Source organism: Pseudomonas sp. DD1, from assembly GCF_044510355.1.
Taxonomy (GTDB): Bacteria; Pseudomonadota; Gammaproteobacteria; order Pseudomonadales; family Pseudomonadaceae; genus Aquipseudomonas; species Aquipseudomonas shahriarae.
Map to the genome: position 1 here is coordinate 30,672 of NZ_MSAJ01000033.1, position 23,060 is coordinate 53,731.

23 protein-coding genes, 1 pseudogene and 1 riboswitch are annotated in these 23,060 nt (G+C 53.3%); of the genes and pseudogenes, 11 read left to right on the forward strand and 13 right to left on the reverse strand.

The window, feature by feature from the left end; translation table 11 throughout:
• Positions 1–227: 227 nt before the first annotated feature.
• Positions 228–1,211, reverse strand: coding sequence for a DUF3644 domain-containing protein (locus PSFL_RS19245; protein ID WP_273872596.1), 984 nt, complete (start codon positions 1,209–1,211; stop codon positions 228–230).
• A 25-nt stretch (positions 1,212–1,236) separates the two neighbouring features.
• Positions 1,237–1,641, reverse strand: a complete 405-nt coding sequence (locus PSFL_RS19250) for a hypothetical protein (RefSeq protein ID WP_273872595.1) — start codon at positions 1,639–1,641, stop codon at positions 1,237–1,239.
• Between the two features lie 352 nt (positions 1,642–1,993).
• Here PSFL_RS19250 and PSFL_RS19255 point away from each other — a divergent pair, with 352 nt between their 5' ends.
• A complete protein-coding gene (locus PSFL_RS19255) occupies positions 1,994–2,359 on the forward strand; it encodes a histone-like nucleoid-structuring protein, MvaT/MvaU family (RefSeq protein WP_397470381.1) in 366 nt (121 codons plus the stop codon).
• A gap of 130 nt (positions 2,360–2,489) precedes the next feature.
• Here the strand turns inward: PSFL_RS19255 and PSFL_RS19260 are convergent, their stop codons facing one another.
• The 5 genes from PSFL_RS19260 to PSFL_RS19280 all read right to left on the reverse strand — a co-directional run bounded on the left by PSFL_RS19260 (position 2,490) and on the right by PSFL_RS19280 (position 6,815).
• Positions 2,490–2,978, reverse strand: a complete 489-nt coding sequence (locus PSFL_RS19260) for a copper chaperone PCu(A)C (protein ID WP_273872592.1) — start codon at positions 2,976–2,978, stop codon at positions 2,490–2,492.
• A complete protein-coding gene (locus tag PSFL_RS19265; protein ID WP_273872591.1) occupies positions 2,978–3,583 on the reverse strand; it encodes an SCO family protein in 606 nt (201 codons plus the stop codon). The genes PSFL_RS19260 and PSFL_RS19265 overlap by 1 nt, the downstream gene beginning before the upstream one ends.
• 157 nt (positions 3,584–3,740) lie before the next feature.
• Positions 3,741–4,172 (reverse strand): copper uptake system-associated protein, encoded by a 432-nt coding sequence (locus tag PSFL_RS19270; protein WP_166590700.1) that lies wholly within the window; start codon positions 4,170–4,172, stop codon positions 3,741–3,743.
• 63 nt (positions 4,173–4,235) lie between these two features.
• The gene (locus PSFL_RS19275) at positions 4,236–6,158 is read right to left on the reverse strand and encodes a TonB-dependent receptor domain-containing protein (RefSeq protein WP_273872590.1); all 1,923 of its coding nucleotides are present in this window, start codon (positions 6,156–6,158) and stop codon (positions 4,236–4,238) included.
• Positions 6,159–6,431: 273 nt separating this feature from the next.
• Positions 6,432–6,815, reverse strand: coding sequence for a DUF2946 domain-containing protein (locus PSFL_RS19280; protein WP_273872589.1), 384 nt, complete (start codon positions 6,813–6,815; stop codon positions 6,432–6,434).
• A 364-nt stretch (positions 6,816–7,179) separates the two neighbouring features.
• Positions 7,180–7,377, forward strand: a riboswitch (cobalamin riboswitch).
• 41 nt (positions 7,378–7,418) lie between these two features.
• Here PSFL_RS19280 and PSFL_RS19285 point away from each other — a divergent pair.
• The 6 genes from PSFL_RS19285 to PSFL_RS19310 all read left to right on the forward strand — a co-directional run bounded on the left by PSFL_RS19285 (position 7,419) and on the right by PSFL_RS19310 (position 12,959).
• A complete protein-coding gene (locus tag PSFL_RS19285; protein ID WP_273872588.1) occupies positions 7,419–8,066 on the forward strand; it encodes an energy-coupling factor ABC transporter permease in 648 nt (215 codons plus the stop codon).
• Positions 8,067–8,164: 98 nt separating this feature from the next.
• Positions 8,165–8,548, forward strand: a complete 384-nt coding sequence (locus tag PSFL_RS19290) for a DUF2946 domain-containing protein (RefSeq protein ID WP_273872587.1) — start codon at positions 8,165–8,167, stop codon at positions 8,546–8,548.
• A 234-nt stretch (positions 8,549–8,782) separates the two neighbouring features.
• Positions 8,783–9,421: a putative natural product biosynthesis protein gene (locus tag PSFL_RS19295; protein ID WP_240888422.1), complete on the forward strand. Its 639-nt coding sequence runs from the start codon at positions 8,783–8,785 to the stop codon at positions 9,419–9,421.
• A complete protein-coding gene (locus PSFL_RS19300; protein WP_397470382.1) occupies positions 9,421–9,834 on the forward strand; it encodes a DUF2946 domain-containing protein in 414 nt (137 codons plus the stop codon). Before PSFL_RS19295 ends, PSFL_RS19300 begins: the two co-directional genes overlap by 1 nt.
• A 97-nt stretch (positions 9,835–9,931) precedes the next feature.
• On the forward strand, positions 9,932–12,118 hold the full coding sequence (locus PSFL_RS19305; RefSeq protein WP_273872584.1) for a TonB-dependent siderophore receptor: 2,187 nt from the start codon (positions 9,932–9,934) through the stop codon (positions 12,116–12,118).
• Positions 12,119–12,128: 10 nt separating this feature from the next.
• Complete coding sequence (locus tag PSFL_RS19310; protein ID WP_273872583.1) at positions 12,129–12,959, forward strand: DJ-1/PfpI family protein; 831 nt, start codon at positions 12,129–12,131, stop codon at positions 12,957–12,959.
• 85 nt (positions 12,960–13,044) lie between these two features.
• On the opposite strand, the gene PSFL_RS19315 is transcribed toward PSFL_RS19310, so the two are convergent.
• From PSFL_RS19315 to PSFL_RS19330, 4 genes are all read right to left on the reverse strand, one after another.
• On the reverse strand, positions 13,045–13,332 hold the full coding sequence (locus PSFL_RS19315) for a cytochrome c5 family protein (RefSeq protein ID WP_122557269.1): 288 nt from the start codon (positions 13,330–13,332) through the stop codon (positions 13,045–13,047).
• A gap of 511 nt (positions 13,333–13,843) precedes the next feature.
• Positions 13,844–14,218, reverse strand: a complete 375-nt coding sequence (gene copC / locus PSFL_RS19320) for a copper homeostasis periplasmic binding protein CopC (RefSeq protein ID WP_176999842.1) — start codon at positions 14,216–14,218, stop codon at positions 13,844–13,846.
• Between the two features lie 92 nt (positions 14,219–14,310).
• Complete coding sequence (locus PSFL_RS19325; protein WP_397470460.1) at positions 14,311–16,392, reverse strand: TonB-dependent receptor; 2,082 nt, start codon at positions 16,390–16,392, stop codon at positions 14,311–14,313.
• A gap of 104 nt (positions 16,393–16,496) precedes the next feature.
• On the reverse strand, positions 16,497–16,886 hold the full coding sequence (locus PSFL_RS19330; protein ID WP_273872582.1) for a DUF2946 domain-containing protein: 390 nt from the start codon (positions 16,884–16,886) through the stop codon (positions 16,497–16,499).
• Between the two features lie 489 nt (positions 16,887–17,375).
• Between PSFL_RS19330 and PSFL_RS19335 the strand changes: the two genes are divergently transcribed.
• The 3 genes from PSFL_RS19335 to PSFL_RS19345 are packed head-to-tail and all read left to right on the forward strand — an operon-like array spanning position 17,376 to position 19,944.
• Positions 17,376–18,359: a DUF1852 domain-containing protein gene (locus PSFL_RS19335; protein WP_397470383.1), complete on the forward strand. Its 984-nt coding sequence runs from the start codon at positions 17,376–17,378 to the stop codon at positions 18,357–18,359.
• A 26-nt stretch (positions 18,360–18,385) separates the two neighbouring features.
• A complete protein-coding gene (locus tag PSFL_RS19340) occupies positions 18,386–19,414 on the forward strand; it encodes a methionine synthase (RefSeq protein WP_273872580.1) in 1,029 nt (342 codons plus the stop codon).
• A gap of 8 nt (positions 19,415–19,422) precedes the next feature.
• Entirely contained in the window at positions 19,423–19,944 is a 522-nt protein-coding gene (locus PSFL_RS19345; protein WP_273872579.1) for a flavin reductase family protein, read from the forward strand.
• A gap of 221 nt (positions 19,945–20,165) precedes the next feature.
• On the opposite strand, the pseudogene PSFL_RS19350 reads toward PSFL_RS19345, so the two are convergent.
• Together PSFL_RS19350 and PSFL_RS19355 are read right to left on the reverse strand one after the other, a co-directional pair.
• Positions 20,166–20,633, reverse strand: a pseudogene (locus PSFL_RS19350) (IS3 family transposase); the annotation flags it as partial.
• Between the two features lie 141 nt (positions 20,634–20,774).
• A complete protein-coding gene (locus tag PSFL_RS19355; protein WP_128593710.1) occupies positions 20,775–21,698 on the reverse strand; it encodes a universal stress protein in 924 nt (307 codons plus the stop codon).
• 263 nt (positions 21,699–21,961) lie between these two features.
• Between PSFL_RS19355 and PSFL_RS19360 the strand changes: the two genes are divergently transcribed.
• The gene (locus PSFL_RS19360) at positions 21,962–23,035 is read left to right on the forward strand and encodes an NAD(P)-dependent alcohol dehydrogenase (RefSeq protein WP_057444072.1); all 1,074 of its coding nucleotides are present in this window, start codon (positions 21,962–21,964) and stop codon (positions 23,033–23,035) included.
• Positions 23,036–23,060 lie beyond the last annotated feature (25 nt).

Below are 23,060 nucleotides of genomic sequence, written 5' to 3' on the forward strand. Positions count from 1 at the left end.
TGGCCTCCGTTCCTACCGATCCAGATTGGGAAATGCTCAGGGAGATGATGAGTCAGAACTTTGCTACTTGAGTTGACAGGCCTTGGGCGGCGTATTAAAAATGTTAAGTAGTTATTTATTTGTAATGCAATTTACATCATTGGTGTAATTTTTCTGCGAGAAACAAGTTGCAGTCAATGCATATTTTTTACAATTGATCTTCGTGCCGAGTGTCATTATAAATACTTCTAGCGGAACCATCTTCCTTGGCTTTCACATTCCTTTATTACTTTTTCAAGCCATGTCTCGTACCAGTACCAGGTGGTTCCGATATGAACGCCCAGACCTTTGCCAGGATTTTTTGCATCCCAGGTTTGCCATAATACAGTGTGATCTCGCATGCTAAATCTTTTATATCCAGCTTCCTTGACTAAGCTTACGATTTTTGATGGTAGATGCTTAGGGCGTTCAGTTTCTTTTATTTGAATATATTTTGTATTGACCCCTTCAGCCATTTCAGAGCCGGGTTTAATAAATTCAATTACTTGATCAGCTTGACCCTTATGATTAGCGGTTTTTGGAATAAAAAATACGCGATAAGAAAATTTTGGGTCATTAAACTCCTCGTCTGTGAGGCTTAAATCGAACGCTGTTATGTAGGCTCGTATATTTTCAGGCAAGCCTTCTGCTTGAGAGAGCTTGTCCACCTGGTCTTTGTTTAGAGAGGAGAATTGTAGGCTAAAACTTAAATGTTTATCAATGCCGGAGTCTTGCCCAAATAATCGTTTGATTAGCTCATTGTAGTTCAGGCAGCATGCTTGAAATCGAGCACTTAGAAATTGATCAATTCGAGTTGTCATTTGATGCTCAATTTCGTGCCTGAGTCCGATTAAAAAACGAAGATTATTCGCAGCACTCGCATCTACGGGGGATTCAGGGTGATTTAGGCATTTTTCAAGTTCCCAATGTTTTACAGCGCCTTTTGCTGTTTTGTCATATCGCTTTCTCGCCCCTTCCATTCGAAAGTAACGGTACTCAAAACCTTTTTTTCTGTAATATGCATGTAGTAGATACGTCCAAGATATCATCATCAAAACGATAAATATTTCCGATTTGAAAATCAATGCTGGATTATTGAAGATTTGAACTGATGCAAGAGCTGCTTCTCTCGACTTTTTCGTAAGCTCGTTAGCAACTGAGCCGATTGTTCTAATCCTTTTTGCTGTTGCCATGTCTATTTTCCTTAGTTTCTAAAGTTCAGCCAGTTGATTTTTTAAGCTGCGCCTCATGATTGCCTAGGGAAATTATCGCTTTTTCTGCTGAAAACTCTATCTCTTCCCCATTCGCAAATTCTGCAACGAACCCCTGCGTTGTGCCGCCGTATTTTCCTAGTCCTCGGTGAACGTCTCGAACATAGAAACTTATAGCCTGACCTGGGGTTTGGTGATTTGTATACAGGCAGTACCTTGAGTAAAGGTCGCTCAAAAGATCAAACTCTCTAGAAGCAGTGATTTTTTGTTTTGATGCATAGTATTTGTCGCGGATGCTATAAAAGAAAGCGTGTGCGGATTTTTGTGTTGTGAAACTCTCATCAAGTACGTTAAGATTTTTCCCCATACTAAGCTCCTGATTTTTTCGATGTGATTTGCTTGGTCTTCTCATGGCGTCATCTTCAATGAGGCAGCTAAAAAGATAAAATGCGAATGAGTAACGTGAGCTAGGCGCTGGTAATTGATAATTTGTAATTTGTAATTTGTAATTTGTAGTGAGTGTTAGCTTAGCTCAGATGCGCGGTAGCGCCACTTTGGTTCAGTTAATATTTAATTTCCAATAGAGTTTGAACCACGATCAAAACCACAGCGCTTGTGGCTAGTCGTTCACTGACGGCAGTGGTTGCTCCGGCTAGCGTGCTCGGTACGGGATTGGAATCAGTCTTCTTATTTCGAGAGGCTCCCGACTTTTCAAACTTTATTTTTTGTGTAACGTTAGGGGACTAACCACGTAGAGAGTTCCCATGTCCAAACTCGCAGAATTCCGCCAGCTTGAAAAACACCTAGCCGAACAACTCCAAGCTCTTGAAGCTCTCAAGGGCGATGCTGGCCTCAAGAAAGAAATCGAATTCGAAACCAAACTGCGCGATTTGCTCGCAAAATACGGCTACAGCCTCAAGGACGTGATCAACCTGCTTGATCCGCAAGCCGGTCGACGGGCTCCAGTAGCCGAGTCCAAAACCGGCAGTCGCAAGCCGCGCCAGTTGAAGGTTTACAAAAATCCGCACACCGGCGAAGTCGTAGAAACCAAAGGTGGCAACCACAAAACGCTTAAAGATTGGAAATCGAAGCACGGCGCCGCGACTGTTGAGTCTTGGCTGAACAAGTGATTTTTGTGAGTACACCAAAAGGGCCCTCAAGGGCCCTTTTGTATCTCAGTAGCGATCAACTGTTTTTTTTGATAAATCGAGTAGATATCTGAACAGGTCGGCATACCTGAGATTTTACTATTCGTTCCGATTAATTCATTTTGCTGTGATCAGGCATATTCAGAGCCCGCGCTGTTGCTTCAACCTTGATCGACTCCTTCTCGCCTTTGGCATTCTCGACCGTCAACGTCAGCGGCACCTTGTCGCCCTCTTTGACCTGCTGAACCAGGTCAATAAGCATTATGTGATAGTTGTGGGGATCCAGAGTGACGGCTTTACCAGCAGGTAAGGCGACGAATTCTACCGGCGTCATGCTCATCACGTCGTTCTTCATGGTTGACTGGTGAACTTGCACGGTTTTAGCCACCGGCGACTGCGCACTGATCAGCTTGCTGTCGCTGCTTGCCGTGATAGTCATAAACGCGCCGGTCGCTTGTTGGCCTGCGACTGTTGCGCGAACCCACGCGTCATCTACCTGCGTCTGGGCTGATACCTGACAAGCCAGGCCCAGAAGGGATAGCCCAAGTACGACCTGTCTGACGCGCTGGGTGATACTGGTTTGATTATTAATTGAGTTCATTAGCAGACCTCCATGACGGTAAGCAAATCTTCCGCACACTCTTGTGCAGAAAGCGAATGAGACAAACCAAGGCGTAGCGTTCCCCTGGAGTCATAAACATAGCTCGTTGCGGTATGGGACAACGTATAAGTTGATCCGCTGGGGACTTTTTCGTAGAACACGCCGAACTCCTTGGCCGTAGCAGCCGTTTCTTCCAGTGTTCCGTAAAGCGCGACAAATGACGGGTCAAAGGTTTTGACGTATGCATCGAGTACCGAAGGCGTATCCCGCTCCGGATCCAGCGTGATGAAAATGACCTGGAGGCGGTCACCATCCTTGCCCATTAGGTTTTTGATTTTTACTGCACGGGCCAGAGCGGTGGGGCAGATCGCGGGGCATTGGGTAAATCCGAAGAACACCATCGGCATCATGCCTCGATAGCTCGAGAGCGTTCTCACGTCGCCGTCAGTGTCTTTCAACTTAAACGTGCGACCGAGGATCTGATTGCTCAGATCCTTGCCGTATTTGTACGACAACTCCCCTCGGGAATCGCAGCCGGTCAGGATGCCCAGACCAAGCAGCCCCATACCTGCAACCACCTTGCGGCGAGTCAACAAAACGCTCATGGATTAATGCCTTTTGGATCGTCCAGTAGTCCAGTCAACTGTATGGACGCATCATCTTAAAATTAACGTATGGCATCAAAATGACTGATCGATATTTCCCGACTGAACGAGAGGTCAGTCGGGGTCTGCAATGCTGAATGCATCTAATCGATTCAGCTCAATGAGCCGCTGAAGAGTGCTCCTGGCTTACGTTCACGACTCCTTTGAACAGAGCGAACTGCTTCACTCGATTCGGCGATACAGCGCTTTCTGCCTGTGTCACGGATTGGCTCATATGTACGGCTGCGTCTGGGGCCAATCCGGCGCTGCGCAGGGTGGTTGGATCCAGTAACGCGTCGCCTGCACACAGCACGACCCGCCAGCCTTTATCGTTTTTTCCTAGCAGTGCGCGACCTCCGCGCTCGCCTTGTGTCCAACCGGCGACAGCGTGATCACCTTCGACCGTAATTGGGCCGACATCAAGCGGAGCATCCGGACGCTCCCAAGTATGGCGCATCAGGTGTTGGATATTTTGTTGATCCGATGCAGTGTCAGCGAAAGCCCCCGTGACAAGTGTCATCAAGATTAGAAATAGCGGTGCGAATTTCATGGTGTGTGTCCTTGAGTTGAGGCTGCCGTCGATCACTCGGCAGCCGAGTTCCATCGGGGTCGTTTAGAAGCCCATTTTCACGCCGAGCTGCGCCGAGGTTCCAGGCATTGGATAACCGGTGCGATACTCATAGTTGCGGTCGAATAGGTTTTCTACCGCCACAAAAACCTCACCGACTTTACCCAGCGCCGGAACCGCATGACCCACCCTCAGGTTTACGACAGTGAAGCTGTCCACCTGTGCGAAGTTCGCGGCCCCTGCGGTACGCTCTTCCGCTAGCACGTACATGTCTTTCTGATACTGGGCATCAGCGCTGAAACGCCAAGGGCCGGTTTCGTAGGCTGTGCCTAACGACAAAGACTGTTTCGGTGCGTAAGGCAGAGTTTTCAGCGACGGATCCAGCCAGGTGAAGCCGACGAAGCTGCTCCAGCTATCGTTCCAGTGCTGCTGCCAAGTGGCCTCGGCGCCCTTGATTTCGTAATCACCCAAGTTGGTAAATGAGGGCTGTGAAACGGCAGGAGGGAACGCGAACAAATAGCGATCTTTGTACTTGTCCTTGAAGATGGCCAGATCCAGGGTTGCACTCTCGATAGGGTTGAACTTGACCCCCAGCTCCTGGTGATCAAGCTTCTCGGGCTTGAGATCTTTCCAGCTTTCGCCGAGCGCCGGGATTAGGTTCGAGAGAACTGAAGCCTCGAGCCCTGGATAATTGATGCCTCGAGACAGGTTGGCCCGGAACTCGACATTGGAAGTGGACAACAGCACACCAGCATGAGGCGCTGTCGCGCTTTCGAAGACGTTGTGGTCGTAGGTACGCACGCCGGCAGAAGGCGTTAGTGTCCAGCTGTCGTTGAGTTCGAATGCATGACTGACAGCAATGTGTGGCGAGATCACTCGCAAGGTTGGCGCGTCGAAGTCGGCACGCGGTGCCGGCGCTATACGTTTGTAAGTCACGTCGCCTTTGCTTTCATCGATGTCCATGCCCAGCGCGACTTCGCCCTTTTGCCAAGGGCGCAGACTTTCTTCCCAGCGCAGGCCTTGCAAGGTGAAGTCACTGATGGTGTCACCATCGAGCCCTGGTTGATCAAGCGCGCTGCCTCGACCTTCGTTGTGGTAAAGCTTGATGCTACCGTTGCCCCAGTCGTAGTCGTGGTTAAGTGAGAGCGAAGCCAAGGTGCCGCGAGTGTTGAACTCACCGGTCTTGGTCTCTGGCAGACCTTTCTGTCCAGGGTCTGAGGCTTGGTTGTTGGCATGCAACAGCAACAGGCCAGCACTCCAGTTATCGTTTAAACGATAACCTATGCGCGCCAGGCCGTTGTTCAAACGGCCATCGCCATCCGGACGGTCGCCATCGGAGTGAGCGGCTCCTTGCGCTAGCAGGTAGTCCCAATCGCCGCTGCGGCCAATAAGGGAGGCTTGATCGGTCGCAGTGTGGAAACTGCCACCGGTTACCTGCAATTCGCCATGCTGGTTATCGCCCACTTCAGCAGTACGAGGAGTCAAATCAATTGCGGCAAAGGTGTTGCCGAATTTTTGCGGTTGCGGGCCTTTGTAGACGTTGATGCTTTGCATGGCATTGATCGGTAGCAAATCCAGTAAAGGGTGCCCCCAAACGCCCATGTAAAAAGGCACGCCATCGATGTACGTCTTGATCTCACTGCCTGGCCGGCTGGCGCCCATACCACGGATATACACCGCACCACCTTCAGCCCCACCAAACGACCCCACTGGGTTGAATCGTGAAACGGTCACCCCCGGAGTACGGCGCAGCGCGGACGATAGATCTAGCGCGTTGAGGTCGCGGATCTGATCCTGCCCCACCACGGTGGTCAGGCTACCGAAGGAGTCGACCTTGTTCTGGTCGATTACAGAAGAGCCAATCACCGTCGTTTCAGGCAACTCCACAGGTTGATTATCCGCCTGTGCAGCTGCAGTGGCGCCCAACAGTGAAATCGAAACACCGTACCAAATAGCCTTTTGCATCATCCCTTGTGCTCCTTGTTATCGACGAGGCCCTGCTCACTGATGGAGTGTGTGCCTACGTTTTCAATGCCAAAGTTTTCTCGCCTGCGGTGCATCCCCATGCACGGCAGGGACTTGCTGCATCACAAATGAAATAGCCAGCACGGGGCATACCTGATCACACCAGTACGTGATTCAGATCTCGGTATCGGACGCTCACCAACGATGGATCTCTTGGTGATAAAAGGATCCCAGAGATCGAGCTGGCAATAATTGAGCGCTGATGACCGTGGCTATTTAGTACAAGGGAGAGGCGCGAGGGTTGGCCGATGGCCAAGAGTAGCGAGGAGGAGCCTTACTGCGGGTTTCAACGGGTCTTCGCAGAAGCTGGTTGGTTCGCGCAAGCCAAGCAAGGCAGAACAGGAACACGAGGTTTAAGGTGATTGAGGAGCACATCGGGCAACTGAAGTTGCTGGCCCAATTACTCTTGGACTGGGCAACCAAATCCCCCCCGACATCCGCAACACCCACATTAGATACTGAGCAGAATTGCCCTCCCGCGCCATTGAGGGCCAAGCCACTCATCTGTCCGTGAGCAATACCGCAAGCCAATAGATTGAACAGGACGCAGGCATAGAGCGTCCAAGCAATCAACGAGCGGTCTGTTCGAGTTCTATTCATGGAAATGACTCTAGCACCCGACTTTTGGGCGTGCCACGTAACGACCATGTATTTGGTTGAGGTTTAACGCAGAAGCATTTCTAGTTCCAGACGAACCGTCCGAGCGTATTTGAGCTACTGTCGGAAGTGCGTCAGGTGAAACCCAATCATGCCTACTGAGCATTTGTTCTGACCGACTCGTGGAGGGGCAAAAAGTCTAACGACACCTGTCACCTTTGATAACCTGCGACAGTCTGGCGCAGGCATTACCCTAAGTCCGATAAAACATGTCTATCGAGTCGCCTGAGGCAGACTGTCGCATGTTGTTCCGTGGAACCTTGTCGGAAAGACTACTCGCCTCGTGCGCAGACCGTGCAAAACCCTTAATCTGTTGACGCTTTGTGGTTTCACCTTTTGGTGAAGCAATAGGGAAGCAGGTACGCCCTTTGGCCATTCCTGCGCTGCCCCCGCAACTGTGAACGGTTAGCTCTTTCGTCTATGCCACTGGCCTATAACGGCTGGGAAGGCGCGGGAGGGTGTTGAGCTGTGAGCCAGGAGACCTGCCACAAGTGCTGCCGAGTATCCCGGCAGTTTTCAGACCCGCATCCCTCGGAGGGAGAACTGATGCATATCGAACCCGGCGTGCTCAATGCCGCCAAAGTGCTGTACGCCAACGCCGCTGCAATCGCTACGCTGGCGGCGTTTTCGCCGAAGCTGTTACGCCCCGATAACCTGATTAAGACGATACTCGCCGCCGCGTTTTTCTCGGTGTTCATGGAAGTATTCCATTTGCCGGTCGGCGCTTCTGAATTGCATTTCGTCGGTGCTTCCGCCGTCTACGTCATCTTCGGCTTTATCCCCACGCTGTTTGGTTTTGCCATTGGCCTGTTGTTGCAAGGATTGTTGTTCGAACCGCAGGATCTAGTGCACCTAGGGGTCAACTCGTTGTCTTTGATGTTGCCGCTGATTGCCGCCCACGGCTTGCTGGGACGCCGCTTTTTCGACGTTGCCGGACGCAGCATTCGTTGGGCTGAAGTGGTCAAGTTCGATGCGCTGTATTACACCGGTGTGGTAGCGATGGTGGGTTTCTGGTTGTCCATGGGCGAGGAGCCAACCCCTCTGAGTAACTGGGCGCTGTTCGCCGTTTCGTACTTGCCACTGGTGTTGTGCGAGCCGCTGTTCACCTGCCTGGTTGCGAGGACGCTTAAGCGCTATGCCGACAACACCTTTGTCGAGCGCTTCACCTGTGTGAAATCACTGAAAGTCGCATAATTTCCCCGTGCCCCATCGTCTAGGTATTTCTGGGCGGTGGGTTTGAACGACATCTTTCGATCTTCAACCCCGCTTGCTTGGGTGTTAATGTCGCTGCCATGAAATTGTCCCTATCAAACCGCTCGCTCGTTGCCTGGACGCTATATTTCTGCGTCCTGTTCAACGTGTTTGCCTGCGGTTTGGGACATGGGCAGATGAGCGGGCTCGAACTCAATGGAGTCGGCGGTCAGTTTTGCTCTGCACTGGGCAGCAAGAGCCCGATTCAGAAAACGGACTTCACTGACCAGTCAACTGGTGGCTGGGCCGGTAGTCTGTCCTGCCCTATCTGTTCAGCGGTGACATTGAGCATCGCCTTTCTATTTTGCCTGACCTGGCTGCTGCGAATCAGACAAAAGCCGCAGTCCAGCCGCGAGCTGCGCTGCAAGGCACCTCCTCGATACTCTTGGCCCTCGGCCAACCCTCGCGCTTCCCCTCAGATTTGACGCCTGTGAGTGGCCGGCTTGATTTGCCCGCCATCGCTTGTTTTTTCGTCGTCCGTTTTACGCCGGCTGTCGCTGATGCGACCAAGGGTGGACGCCGTTCAACCGTCTCGGGAAGGACATCCGTATGTCTCTTGTTATTGATCATCCAAGTTCCAGGTTTAGTTTTTCCGAAAGGATCACTGTCTGTATTACTGCATTCCGTAAGTCGCAAGCGGTTGTGGCACGGAGGTTGGTATGCGCTCTGTAGCCATTCCTTCAGGGGCTTCGCGGCTGGTCAGTAAGGCGTCGCGTGTGAGCAGTCGTGGCGACTTCCTGTTGCCGTTTCCTGACTACCCCAGTAATGCACGCTGTTTTGTTCACTTGGATGCCCGGTTGCTGCCTTACTGGCATACGTTGTTCGATGTGTGTCCTGGGTTGCTCAAGTTAGATCCACCGGACGGCTTGAACATATTTCGAAGTTTCATGACCTGGGCATACCGCAATCATCCACCTCTGAACTGGACTTACTACCTGAGTGTTTGTCGCTGGTTACTCAACTCGACCTACCAGAAGCAAATACACGAGGAACACATCGACTCCTTCATGACTGCGGCGGCGGCTCGTTGGATAAATACTGACGATAGCCAAGCTCGCGGGCTGGTCTTGGCTTGGCAGGGTTCGCCTATGAGGGTGTTTGACTGGAAGGTAGCCCCCCGTTCTGTCGCCGGCGTTGACCCTGAAAAAGAGGAATTTCCCCCGACGCCTTGGGACTTCGCCTGGTGCCCTCTTACAGGAAAGGGAGGCGCTGGCTTTCGCCGCTGGTTGCCTATCCCCGGATACGAGCCACAGGCCCAGCCTTTGAAGGCTGTCCGTGATAAGCAGAAGTCCTGCTAGTGCATAAGCGCTACATCATCGGAGCATGGCTGAGTCTGTTCGCCATGCTGATGATTTTTGCCGGCCCGCTGATCAGTCAGGGGATCAGCCTTGCCCATGGCCAAAGTCAGCAAATGGGTATGTCAGACATGGAATGCCACGACATGCCTGGCATGAGTCAGATGACTCATCACGGCTCTACTGACAAACACCATGACCTGATCGTGTGGGAAAAGTGTGGGTACTGCTCACTGCTGTTCCAACACCCTGCACTCATCGAGTCGAATCTGCCCAGCTTCCGGCTTAATGCTCCACCGCTACGCCATCTTTATGCTCGCCCCATCGCACAGCCAGCAGAGCCACCAGTGTTTCCTGGTGCTCGGAGCCGAGCGCCACCGGTTCAACCTTTGAACGTCACCGCTACTTTTTGCTGAAAACGCATTGCCGAACTGCGTCAACGGGCTCTTGTGGGCCGTGTTGCCTAATCGTCATGAACGTTCAGCCAACACCTGACTTTCATCGGAAGATCCCATGTACCCGACCAAGAACGAGCCGCTGCTTCACATTGACCTGTCGCGTTTGCGTTGGCGCCTTGCCTCCTACATGGTTCTGGGGCTGGCATTACCAGTAATCGCCCAAGCTGCACAGCCGCAGGACGGCACCGGGGATGCACCACAAACAACCAAACGGTTACAGACCTGGACGTTGGAGCCTATAAAAGTTTCTGGAGAGCGCGAAGGCTATACCGCACCAAGCTCTGCTTCAGCCACGCGCACCGACACACCGATGATCGACGTCCCGCAGTCGGTACAGGTCGTCACTCAATCGATGATCAAAGAGCAGGACAGCCATTCGCTTACTGATGCGCTGGTTAACGTCTCAGGAGTCAGAGCGACAAAGCCTCAAGAGGCACTGTTCGCCCAGCCTATCGTACGCGGATTCCCGGCGGAAATTTACATGAATGGGCTACCTGCATTCGGAGGTACGGCGGCCAGTATTGACCCAGCCAGCCTCATTGGCACCGAACGCGTCGAGGTACTCAAAGGCCCGACATCAGCGCTTTACGGCGGCGGAATTGGCGCGCCACTAGGTGGCTTGATCAACGTGATTTCCAAGCGCCCTGAAGCTGAGCCCAGTGCCTTACTGTCGATGCGCACCGGCAGCTTCGGCACGGTGAATCCTTCGATGGATCTCAATACACCCATCGGCGACAAGGTCGCCGCACGAATATCCGCTGACTATCAGGAAAACGACAGCTGGATTGATCACGTCAATGGCCATCAATGGTCGATACAACCAAGCATTGCGTTCCAGCTCTCGCCAGAGACCGAGCTATTGCTGCGTGGTCAGTACGAGGATCGCAGCCAGCTCGAATATTCCGGCCTACCAGCCGCCCAAGCATTAAGCGGGCAGATTGATCGCAATGCATTCCCAGGGGCTACAAGTGGACAGCCTCACACCACCATCGAGAATCGAACAACGACTGCCCAGCTCACGCATGAGCTTAGCGACGACACGCGAATGACCGTCACCGCTCAGTATTACGAGGGTAAGGTTCGCGACTATGGCAGTTTTGTTTATCCGGAGCTTCTCGGCCCAAGTCCTGCGACGCCAACGGTCTACCCGATATTCAAGCTTTACCTGCCCACGAACATCCGGGAAAACACCCTCGATACCAACCTGGCATCCAGAATCGAAGCGCTGGGCGGCAACCACGAACTACTGGTAGGAGCCAGCTACGACCGTACCGATTTCACCTCGGCCATGTCCGGCGCGGAGCTCATCGGTGAGCTTGACCTTGCCAATCCGGCATATGGGATTTCCTACGGCGCGACACCCGAAATAATGGTGTCCCAGACCAACCGTTACGAAACAAAGGCTCTTTATGTTCAAGATCAAGCAACCTATGGCCGCTTCCATCTTTTGGGGTCGTTGCGACTGACCCAGCTTGATCTCAAGCAGCAAGAGCAGGGCGTTGATACTTCCTATCACCGTGTTACGCCACGGTTTGGCATCACCTATGACCTGACCGAAAGTCTTGCGCTCTACGCGGCGTATTCCACCGGTTTCAGGGGGGCGTTCAACTTCACTGGTCGCGAGACTCCCAAGCCTGAGCTCTCTCGCAACTATGAGGCGGGCGTTAAGCTGGCTTTCAACGATCTTGGCATTTCCGGCACGCTCGCGGTGTTCGAACAGACGCGCCGTAATGTGTCCACTCCCGATCCTGACCCTAACTACTCGATTCTGGGTTATTCGGTGCAGAGCGGCGAACAACGCGCTCGCGGGGTAGAAGCGGATCTAGTCTGGGAACCGATCCCCGCTCTTTCGTTGCTGGCCAACTATGCCTATACCCAGGCAGAAGTCACAGAGGACAGCTCGATTCCGGTCGGTGACGGATTGCCTCGAGTACCACGGCACAGCGGTCGCCTCGCAGCCCGTTATCGAATACTCGATGGCGCCGCGAAGGGGCTGGGCTTCGGTGCTGGTATCACAGCACTTAGTTCCCGTGAGTTAACCCTGCCCAATACGGTATCCGCACCAGGCTATGCACTGCTGGATGCGCAGACTTCCTACGACTTCGACCGATACACGATCTCAGTTTCGGCGGTAAACCTGACAGGCCGCAAAGTCTTTGAGACCTATCAATATTTGGGGTCTCCCCTGGTATTACCTACTCAACCACGTTCGGCTTACCTGACGCTGACAGCCAGCTTCTGAGGACACCATCATGATTGATAACCAACGTCGTAACTTAGTGATTGGCGCACTCCTAGCTCCCTTGGCGGCAAGCGTTCACTTCAAGGCTTCGGCTGCTGACAAAACCACGCAAGAACACAACATTTCTGACATGGGCCCCGACATGGGCAAAGTGCCTTGGATGGGAGACGAGCAAATCGCAATGTTGATCTACCCAGGCATGACAGTAATGGATCTGATTGGCCCGCACTGCATGTTTGGTTCGCTCATGGGGGCCACGATTCATATTGTTGCCAAGTCGCTTGATCCGGTAACCAGCGATGCTGGCTTAACGATTATACCGACCGCCACCTTCGACACCTGTCCTCGCGACCTGACTGTGCTTTTCACACCAGGCGGCACGGACGGCACCCTGGCAGCGGCCTCTGACCCCGAGACTCTGGCCTTCATGGCTGATCGCGGGTCACGTGCAAAATATGTCACCAGTGTCTGCTCTGGCTCGCTAATCCTCGGCGCGGCGGGACTGTTAAAAGGCTACAAGGCAACCTCTCACTGGTCATGCCGCGAGGCATTAGCCGGGTTTGGAGCAATCCCCACCGAGGCTCGGGTGGTGCGCGACCGCAATAGAGTGACGGGGGCAGGTGTAACAGCGGGTCTTGATTTCGGCTTGGCTATGGTCGCGGAGCTGCGCGACCAGACCTATGCCGAATGTACACAGTTAATGAGTGAGTACGATCCCGATCCGCCGTTCAATGCAGGGTCAATGAAGACCGCTCCGCCGAAGGTAAAGGCAGCCATGATCCAGATGGCAGTGGACTTTACGAAGAAGGCAGAGGCGCTCGCCAGCGCGGCGAAAGGCTAAGTTTTGTGGTGCGGGGTATGCGGTAGTTCCGCACTTACGGATATGAGCTGGTGGGGGGCAGCAAGCTGCCTCCCTACCGCCACCCTTACTTCGACATCCACGCAATCACGGCCTTGTAGTCTTCGGCGCTACAGTCCATGCACAGGCCCCGCGCCGGCATTGCATTAAAGCCTTCGGTCACGTGTTTGACTAATACATCGGTGCCCTGCTCAAGACGAGGTTTCCATGCCGCTTGATCACCTTTTTTTGGTGCCATAGGTAACTGGCCGCTATGACACATGGTGCAGGCGCGGTTGAATACCGCTTCAGGCTCCTGGGCGGCATAAGCAGTAGAGAATGCGAGTAAACAGGCAGCTGCCAATACTTTCTTCACGGTCTGACCTCATGGGATATTTTTATAATCAGGCGGCGCCTTCGGAATGACAGAGTCCATCCGTGGCACATGAGCATTGCCGACGCATTTGCCGTTTGGCAGAAAGCACATCAGCAGGGCATTTTGAGTTTAGTGAGGGCGTATCGAGACCCCAAATGCGACAGTCCGCCGCACCTGGCGACCTAGCTAATGAACCGTTGCTCGCTTGAGGGGGGCGAGTGTCACCTGTGGCAGGTTGTCGCAGCCCCGTGTGTCAGTGGATGCATGCTACATTTAAGGCCGACGCGGTGATTTCTCTTGGCAGGGTTAACGTCGTGTCACTGAGTGCCATGGCCTGAGAGGGCCGTGGCACTTTTCTTTTCTCTATGTAGCTCACTCCCGCATCCGATATCTGTGCTCCTTGTTTACTGATTCTCCAGCAGACTCATCTCCAGCTTTTCTTTGAAAGCGCCTCAAAGAAAAGGCCCACAGCGTGGGCCTCGTTAACTTCAGTCGAGCTTACCGATCCAGATCACTTGCCCACGGTGAAACCGTAGTCGCCATCACTTTTGTGGGTATCAACCGAAACGGCATGCCATTCAACCTTGTACTTGCCGGCTGCCAGCGGTTTCTCAGGTGTGACGATCAATGTCTTCTGGTCGCCTGGAGCGGTATCGATGCTTTTGATAGCAACTGCGGAGCCATCGCCAGTGATGGTGACTTTGGTGAACTTGGCTTCGACACCCTCAGAGAACACCAGACGCAGCTCCTGCGGTGCACTTACCGTGCTATCAGCAGCCGGTGTTTCACTCTTAAGGTGGGCATGGGCAAACACTGAAGTGGCGGTTGCAAGAGATGCAAGCAACGCCACGGAGGTCAGGATTTTTTTCGCAAAATGAGCTGGCATCTTTATTACCTCTGGTTAACGACGAGTAAAGGTTTGCTGCGAATTCGTACTCTGTAGCGCTGAGGCCAGATGGGCCCCAGCGGCTATCCACATCAGAAGTCCAGGGTAAGCCCGGCGTACAAAGCACGCCCATCACCTGGTGAGTGCAGGGATGCTTGGGCACCATCAGGGTCATACCAAACGTATTCATAATAGCGGTTGGTGAGGTTTTTCAACTGTAGATCGACGCTCACTGACTCGGTCACTTTGTAGGTCGCGCCGAGGTTCATCAGAACGTATCCGCCATACGTCCCTTTGGTGTTTTCTCGCTCCAGGTAGTAGTTAGTCTGGCCATTCATCCAGGCCGTCAGCTGCAAGGCGGGTGTCGCTTCATAGCTGACCCCAGCGTTGTAAAGGTGATGGGGGATATGGTCGATTTCCTGGCCTTTACTGTTGGGCAAAGTGGCGCTTGGTTGGAGTATTTTCGAATACTGCCAAGAGTAGGCCATCCATATTTCAGTGCGTTCGTTTGGGTGTAGGTTCATCTGCAAGTCATAACCCCACCGTCGCGTTTCACCGACGTTGTCCGACTCGCCGCTCGGGTCGTTGAGGCGGCGACTGACTTCACCCGAGGCTTCTTGCTGCCAGTATGCGACGCGACCATCAATCCAGTCCGCAGGGGTGAACTTGATGCCTGTTTCCCAGCCTTCATTGATTGAAGGTGCCAGATCGGTATCTCTTGGCGGGATTTTGTAGGCTGCCGCGCCGGTGCCAACTTGGAAGGTACGGCCCCAGTTGGCATAAAAACTGGCCACGTCCCAGGGCGAATAGACCACGCTGAGTTTAGGTTGTTTGATCAGGCCATAATCGTTGATGTCGTAATCCAGGCCGGTCATTTCGTTGGTGAAATCACCCTGGATTTTATCGACCCGATACGCCGGTACGATCTTCAGCGACTCGAAAGGTTTGATCTCAGCCTGGACGTAAGCGCCGTAGGTGTCGAAGTCGAACTGCTGATCGCGGGTAGTTGCCAGGCGAGCACGGTCTTTGGTGCGATAGCGCTCACTTTTGTTTTGCTGCTGCTGTACGTCTGCACCACCTTCCAAGGCGAAGTCATACAGCCAACTGACCTCCGGTCGCCATGTCAGGGATGTGAGGGCGCCATATTGGGTTTCATAGGCATCACGCTCCTGTTGGGAGCTAGTGCGCCAATATTGCGTCCAGCGTCGATCATCGAAGGTATTGACGTAGGTCTTCGCCGACCATGCGAGATTCTCAGCCACGTCTGTATCGAAATGCAGACTGACCTGATTCATACGCCGAGTGCCCTTGTCGGTGGCGTTGAAACTGTTGGTCATGGTTGGGTGATGGCGGGCATCACCTTCGGTCAAATAGCCAGGCTCCTGAGCCTCTGCTTCGTAGTGACGGGCGATCAGACCGATTCGGTAGCTGTCGTCATCCGGTGTGTAAAACCACTTACCAGACATCGAAAATCTGTCTGCTTGGGAATGATCCCTGTAGCCATCGGATTTTTGATAGGCAAAGAAGTAGTTCTGAGTCCAGTTGCTGCTTTCGATGCCCTTGGCGAGCTGGGTTTCCTGAGTGTTGAAACTGCCGTAACGAATCCGCGCCTTGGCGTAGTCACCACCGGTGCGGGTCAGCATGTTGACGTTACCCGCGATGTTGTTCAAACCATAGCGCGCATCACTGGTGCCTCGGACAACCTCGATGCTGTCCAGCTCCATGGGGAAAATCATGTCCATGAACGGCATGTTGCCGTCGTTGCTGTTGCTAGGAATCCCGTCAATCAACAGTTTTACGGCGTTCACTTCGCCTTCGCCGTTAAAGCCACGGAAGGAAATTTTTCCTGAGGTCGTGCCCTGGTTGAACTCCGTGAGCATCACCCCAGGAGCTCGGCTGAACAACTCCCAGCTGTAATTGACTGGCATCTTTTCGAGGATATCCCCCCCGAGGATATCCACCGAGCTGAGTACACTGCTGGTACTCAGGGGGCCGCTGGCTGTGCCCTGAACGTTCACGGTGCCCAGAGTCAGAGTCGAGTCTTCGACTTTACCGACGTCGGCCAGAGCCGAGCACAAAGGGTTCATTGCGAATAGGCCAACCGACATCAACGGCCACAGGGAACGGGACACAGACAGACGCTTTGCATGACGCAAAGTAAGTGAAGCAGGCATAGCACGCACTTCCTGATGATCAAGAAACTTCAAGGCGTTTAGCGTCCATCGAGGCCGCTAACAAGTTTAAAGAGGCAGCGCCGGACAATGTCGCGGCGTTATGATCATGCGAAGGGAGAGGCGCGTGGACTTAGACTTGGCCACCGAATCCTGGGATGGAGCTTCGGCAGTTCAGGATTTTCGAGGGAAGTGTCGGATGTGTATTGCGGTAAAAAGTGTCGGTAGTAGTTGGAAGGAAGCGCCGCCATTCCAGCATGGCCACAGCAGCAATCACCGTGCTGCATAACCGTTTTTGAAGGGGCTTGCTGGACAGCGTCGATTGTTTTCTTGAACCCTGGAGGTAAAGCTTGAGAACTGCCTCCCGAGCAGAATCCACCCCAAAGCATGAGCTGAACATCCGGCGTCTGCATAGCGCGGCTCAACGGCATGGCAAACATGTTTAGCAACACGGCCAGGCAGGCGATCCAAGGGCTTATGCGTTTCAACGAGGACATGTTCAAGGTCAGCGTAGAGGGGCGGTTATTTAGCCGGAATTAAGGAGCAATGTAAAAGTTTCATGCGTGCGCTATTTCGCCACAGGCAGCGTCATTTTCCCCGAGATAGGTGATTGGCTGGCGCGTACGATTAACCATCTCCGAGCACGAGTATTTTTACGTGCGAGCACGGACATTCTGGTACGTAGCGACGTTTTTCACGCGTATCAAAAAAAGGATTTCAGCGGTTGCTCGATCCAAATGGACACCGGGTGAATGACAGGGGCCTCTCCAATAACCTCGTTCCGGAGCCTGCCCGCGATCATGAGCCTGGCTAATGTTCTTTTGAAATCAATTCGTTTTTGTTCATATAGCCTCCTTGCTTAAAATACCTGCAGCTCTTCACGGTGGTCGATCTACAGGCCGTCAAATGAAGGAAAAAAATGTTGACCAAAGCTGAAAGAGGCAAGGCGCCATTTCAGGTTTGTCCAAATACAGGTGCAGGTCACGATGAACAACGAATTCACATTTGCTATCAAGAGCATTTGTTTTGATGAGAACTACTTTCCCTCAGAAAATACACGCATTACGACCAACTTTGCCAATCTGGCGAGAGGAGAGAGTCGTCAGCAAAATCTGCGCAACACTTTTAAGATGATTGATAATCGCTTTAATGCGTTGGCGCACGAAAATAATCCTACGGGTGATCGTTACACGGTCGAGTTGAATATTATCTCCGCTGAAGTGAAAATTGATGCTGAAGGTCGCGGCCACGCTATTCCTTTTATTGAGATTTTGAAGACAACGATTGTTGATCGAGAAACCAATGAACGTATAAGTGGCATTGTAGGAAATAATTTCTCATCCTACGTGCGAGACTATGACTTCAGTGTACGGCTGCTAGAGCACAACAAGAACCAGTCGGAATTCAGCATCCCAGATGACTTTGGCGATTTGCACGGCAAACTATTCAAGTGCTTCGTCAACTCAAACGCTTACAAAGAGCACTTCGACAAGCCACCTGTCATCTGCCTGAGCGTATCAAGTGCCCGGACATACCTGCGAACCGAGAACCAGCACCCTGTCTTGGGCTTTGAGTACCAGCAAGATGCGTACTCTTTGACAGATGAGTATTTCAAGAAAATGGGCTTGAAGGTTCGCTATTTCATGCCGCCGAACAGTGCTGCGCCACTGGCTTTCTACTTCTCAGGGGATTTGCTCGGTGATTACACCGATCTTGAGTTGATTGGCACCATTAGCACAATGGATACGTTCCAGAAAATCTACCGTCCTGAGATTTACAATGCAAACTCCGCAGCTGGAAAGTCCTATCAGCCTAGTTTGAAGCATCAGGACTATTCATTGACTCGAATTGTTTATGATCGAGAAGAGCGTAGCCGACTGGCTACTGAACAGGGGAAGTTTGCCGAAGAGCAATTCATCAAGCCCTATCAGGCCATTCTTGATCAATGGTCTGCTCGCTGCGCGCTTTAATTAATTTCAAATCAAGGTCTTTTTTAATGAAAAAACTGTTGCCTACTTCGACCGCTGGTAGCTTGCCTAAACCTTCCTGGCTTGCACAACCTGAAACGCTCTGGTCACCCTGGAAATTGCAGGATGAAGAACTGGTTGAGGGTAAACAGGACGCCCTGCGCCTCTCGTTGCAGGAGCAGCAGTTGGCCGGTATCGATATCGTCAGCGATGGCGAACAGACCCGTCAGCACTTTGTGACGACCTTCATCGAGCACCTCGACGGCGTCGATTTTGAAAATCGTGAAACAGTCCGAATTAGGGATCGCTACGATGCCAGCGTGCCGACGGTAGTAGGTGCTGTTGCTCGGAAAAAGCCGGTGTTTGTGGAAGACGCCAAATTTTTGCGCCAGCAGACGAAGCAACCGATCAAGTGGGCCCTACCTGGCCCAATGACGATGATCGACACCCTCTACGATGCTCACTACAAAAGCCGTGAAAAACTGGCTTGGGAATTTGCGAAGATTCTCAATCAGGAGGCTAGAGAGCTGGAGGCTGCGGGGGTAGATATCATCCAGTTCGATGAGCCTGCATTCAACGTGTTTTTTGACGAGGTGAATGACTGGGGTGTAGCCACTTTGGAGCGAGCAATCGAAGGGCTTAAGTGCGAAACCGCCGTGCATATTTGCTACGGCTACGGCATCAAGGCCAACACCGACTGGAAGAAGACGCTGGGTTCGGAATGGCGCCAGTATGAAGAAGCGTTCCCCAAGTTGCAGAAATCCAGCATCGATATCGTCTCGCTGGAGTGTCACAACTCTCACGTCCCGATGGATCTGATCGAACTCATCCGGGGTAAAAAAGTGATGGTGGGCGCCATTGATGTGGCAAACCATGCCATCGAGACGCCCGAGGAAGTCGCCAATACCCTACGCAAGGCACTTCAGTTCGTAGATGCCGACAAGCTCTATCCTTGCACCAATTGCGGCATGGCTCCGTTGCCTCGCCAGGTGGCAAGGGGCAAGTTGAATGCGTTGAGCGCAGGCGCAGAGATCATTCGAAAAGAGCTGTCGAACTAGGAACCGCGATGTCACTCACTGCCACTACCACTGCTACTTCCATCGAGCCCCTGAGCTTTCGTGAGGCGCTCGGGCACTACGCTTCCGGTATCACGGTGATTACATCGCACACCGGTGATGAGCCGATTGGCTTTACTTGCCAGTCGTTTTATAGCGTATCGATGAACCCGCCACTGGTTTCGTTCAGCGTCATGCGCAGTTCGGCCAGCTATCCGAAGATTCGTGAGGCAGGTCGATTCGCAGTCAATATTCTTTCCGTTGAACAGGTTGGGATTTCCAACCAGTTCGCTCGCCGAGGCACGGATAAGTGGCATGGAATCGAATGGCAGGAGTCGCCGCTAGGTAATCCCGTCATTGCCGACAGCCTGCACTGGCTCGACTGTGAAATCCACGATGAGCACGTCGCAGGAGATCACGTGATAGTGATTGGTGAGGTGAAAGCTTTGGATCTGCAAAAGGCTGACATTGCACAGCCATTGCTGTATTTCAAAGGGCAGTATCGCAACTTGGCCGCGCATGGCGCAGTTTGAGCGACGAGCGTTTTCCTGCGTAAACGGAGTGGCCACAAACCGCTCCGTTATGTTGCGATAACGCAATTTAGACGCCTACAGCGCTGCGAGAGGGGTACAGGGCCAACTCGGCAACCTTGCCGAAAATCAGTCCTAGGCTAGTCCAGAGTACGATCTGGATACCTATTACCTGCGGTGGCTATCAGGTGGTAGCCATTATTCAGTGAATCGCCCCGGATTCTCTAGACACCTTGCAAGCTCATTGCGTAACGTTTTTCAAACTCTACCGGTGACAGCTGATTGTTGAAACCATAGCGGCGTTTTGGGTTGTAGAACATCTCGATGTAATCGAACACATCACTACGAGCATCTTGCCGCGAGGTGTAGATTTTCCGCTTGATTCGTTCCCGTTTCAGAAGCTGGAAAAAGCTCTCAGCCACGGCGTTGTCAAGACAATTGCCTCGGCGGCTCATGCTGGCAACCAAATTGTTCGCTTTCAAAAAACTGCGCCAATCGGAGCTGCTGTACTGGGCGCCCTGGTCGGAGTGAACCATCACCTCTTGTTTCGGTTTTCGCCTCCAAACCGCCATTAATAACGCATCAATGGCCAAATCAATGGTCATCTGCGCCTTCATTGACCAGCCAACGACCTGACGAGAAAACAGATCCAGCACCACCGCCAAATACAGCCAGCCTTCATACGTACGAATGTTGAGTCGCATGGCGATGGCCTGAAGCCATTAACATTAGGGGCTTATCTCCATTTCCCGAACGTCCAGGCCGAGCGCTAGGGCGGGGCCCCCATTTTTCTCTCCCGCCCAGCCCCGCCAGCCCCACATCCCACCCTGCCTTCAAATCAACTCCTGCGGAGAAATCACCCAAGCGCTGCAGGGCATCTTGTACAGCAGGTGTTCCACCGTGCTGCCGATTAATCGGTCCATGGCCCGATGGCCTATTCGGCCCATCACAATCACATCGGTTTCATAGGCACTCGCGTAGCTGGCAAGCACCTTGGCGGGGTTGCCCATGATCATGTGCTGGCGCTCCGGTGGAATACCGTTGCGCTCCGCCAGTTCGTGGAAGGCATCGGCCTGGGCGTCAAACAGTGTCCGGGCTTTGCTGGAGGAGAAGAAGCTTGCGCCATTTTCGAAACCGAATTCATCGGCACTGATAGCTGAAAGGTCGTGGGCATAAATGACGTCTAGTTCTGCGTGACAGATGCTCGCTAGTTTCGCGGCCTCTTGCACAATGGTGTCGTTGAAATCTTTGTATTGCCCGTCGCGATGAAAAGGGTCTACTGCAGCGATGATCTTGCGGGGCAGGGCGTGGTGCATATGGCTGACGAAATGCAAAGGTACCGGGCATTCGCGCAACAGGTGGACATCCAATGGCGTAAACATCAGGCGTGAAAGCAGCGATTCATGCTCCAGCGCCTTGATCAACACCGCCATGGGTTGTTCTTTGAGGTGGATGAGGATTTCCTGCAAGGGGTCGTTCACCCAGACCACTTCAGTGGTGACATGCACCCCGATTCTGCGCAACGGGCGGGCCTGGTCTTCCAACCATTGGCGATGGCGTTCGACATAGCCGATGCGCATTTGCTCCAGCGCTTGCTCGTTGACCAGCCCGGCCGTTGCCAGCCCCTCGAGATAGTCAAATGCCACGATGTGCAATGCCGCATCCGCAGCCTTGGCCAGGGCGGCGGCTCGGTCGAAAGCGGGGCTGTTCTCCATCAAGGGTGGGACGACCAACATGAAGCGTGATTGATCAGACATGACATCTCTCCCGTAGGTAAATGCGCAGGTGCCCGCCCCAATCGCCGCGCAGCTATTGGAACCTGAAACCTCGCAATTAGAGTGTGGCGGACTGCGGGAGGCCGGGTTGATCTTTGTCAAACCCAGGGGGCAATCGGGTGGCAACCCGACGTGCGGTCGGTCAGCGACGAAATTGTTGACCATTATCAATCTTTCCAGTGTTTCCTCGGCGCAGTCTTATAGGCGTGCCGAACCTGGCGCACCCACAGTGGCGGAGGATCACCATGGCGACCATGAAAGCGGCTGTTTTCGTTGAAAAGAACCGGATCGTCCTGGAAGACAAACCCATCCCCACTGTGGGGCCCCTGGATGCTTTGATCCGTATTACCACGACGACCCTCTGCGGTACCGACGTGCACATCTTGCGCGGTGAGTATCCGGTGGCCAAAGGGCTGACGGTGGGGCATGAGCCCGTAGGGGTCATTGAACAGTTGGGCTCGCAGGTGCGCGGCTTTGTCGAAGGGCAGCGGGTCATTGCCGGTGCCATCACCCCCAGCGGGCAAAGTTACGCTTGCCTCTGTGGCTGTGCTTCGCAGGATGGCCCGGACACCCGCCACGGTTTTCGCGCCACGGGTGGCTGGAAGTTCGGCAATAGTATTGACGGTTGCCAGGCGGAGTACGTGCTGGTGCCAGATGCCACCGCCAATTTGTGCCCGATTCCGGACGGCCTCAGCGATGAGCAGGTGTTGATGTGCCCGGACATTATGTCCACCGGTTTTTCCGGGGCAGAGCGCGCCGAGGTCAGCATCGGCGATACCGTTGCGGTGTTCGCCCTCGGGCCAATCGGCCTCTGTGCAGTGGCCGGCGCGCGTCTCAAGGGCGCGACTACCATCATTGGCGTCGATGCCGTGCCCGCGCGAATGAGTGTTGCGCGGCGTCTGGGGGCGACCCATGTGGTCAACTTCAAGGACGGTAATGTCGTCGAGCAAATCATGGCCTTGACCGATGGCCGTGGGGTGGATGTGTCCATCGAGGCATTGGGCACGCAAGGCACGTTCGAGTCCGCTTTGCGGGTCTTGCGCCCCGGTGGTCGGTTATCCAGTCTCGGCGTTTATTCCAGTGACTTGCGCATACCCCTGGATGCCTTCGCCGCCGGGCTCGGGGACTACAGCATTGTCACGACCCTGTGCCCCGGCGGCAAAGAGCGTATGCGCCGGCTGATGGCGGTGGTTAACAGCGGCGGTGTGGACCTGTCGCCCCTGGTAACCCATCGTTTCAAGCTCGACGACATTGAAGCGGCCTATGAGCTGTTTGCTCACCAGCAGGATGGTGTGATGAAGGTCGCGATTACGCCGTGAAGATGGGGTTAGAGGGGGTCTGGAG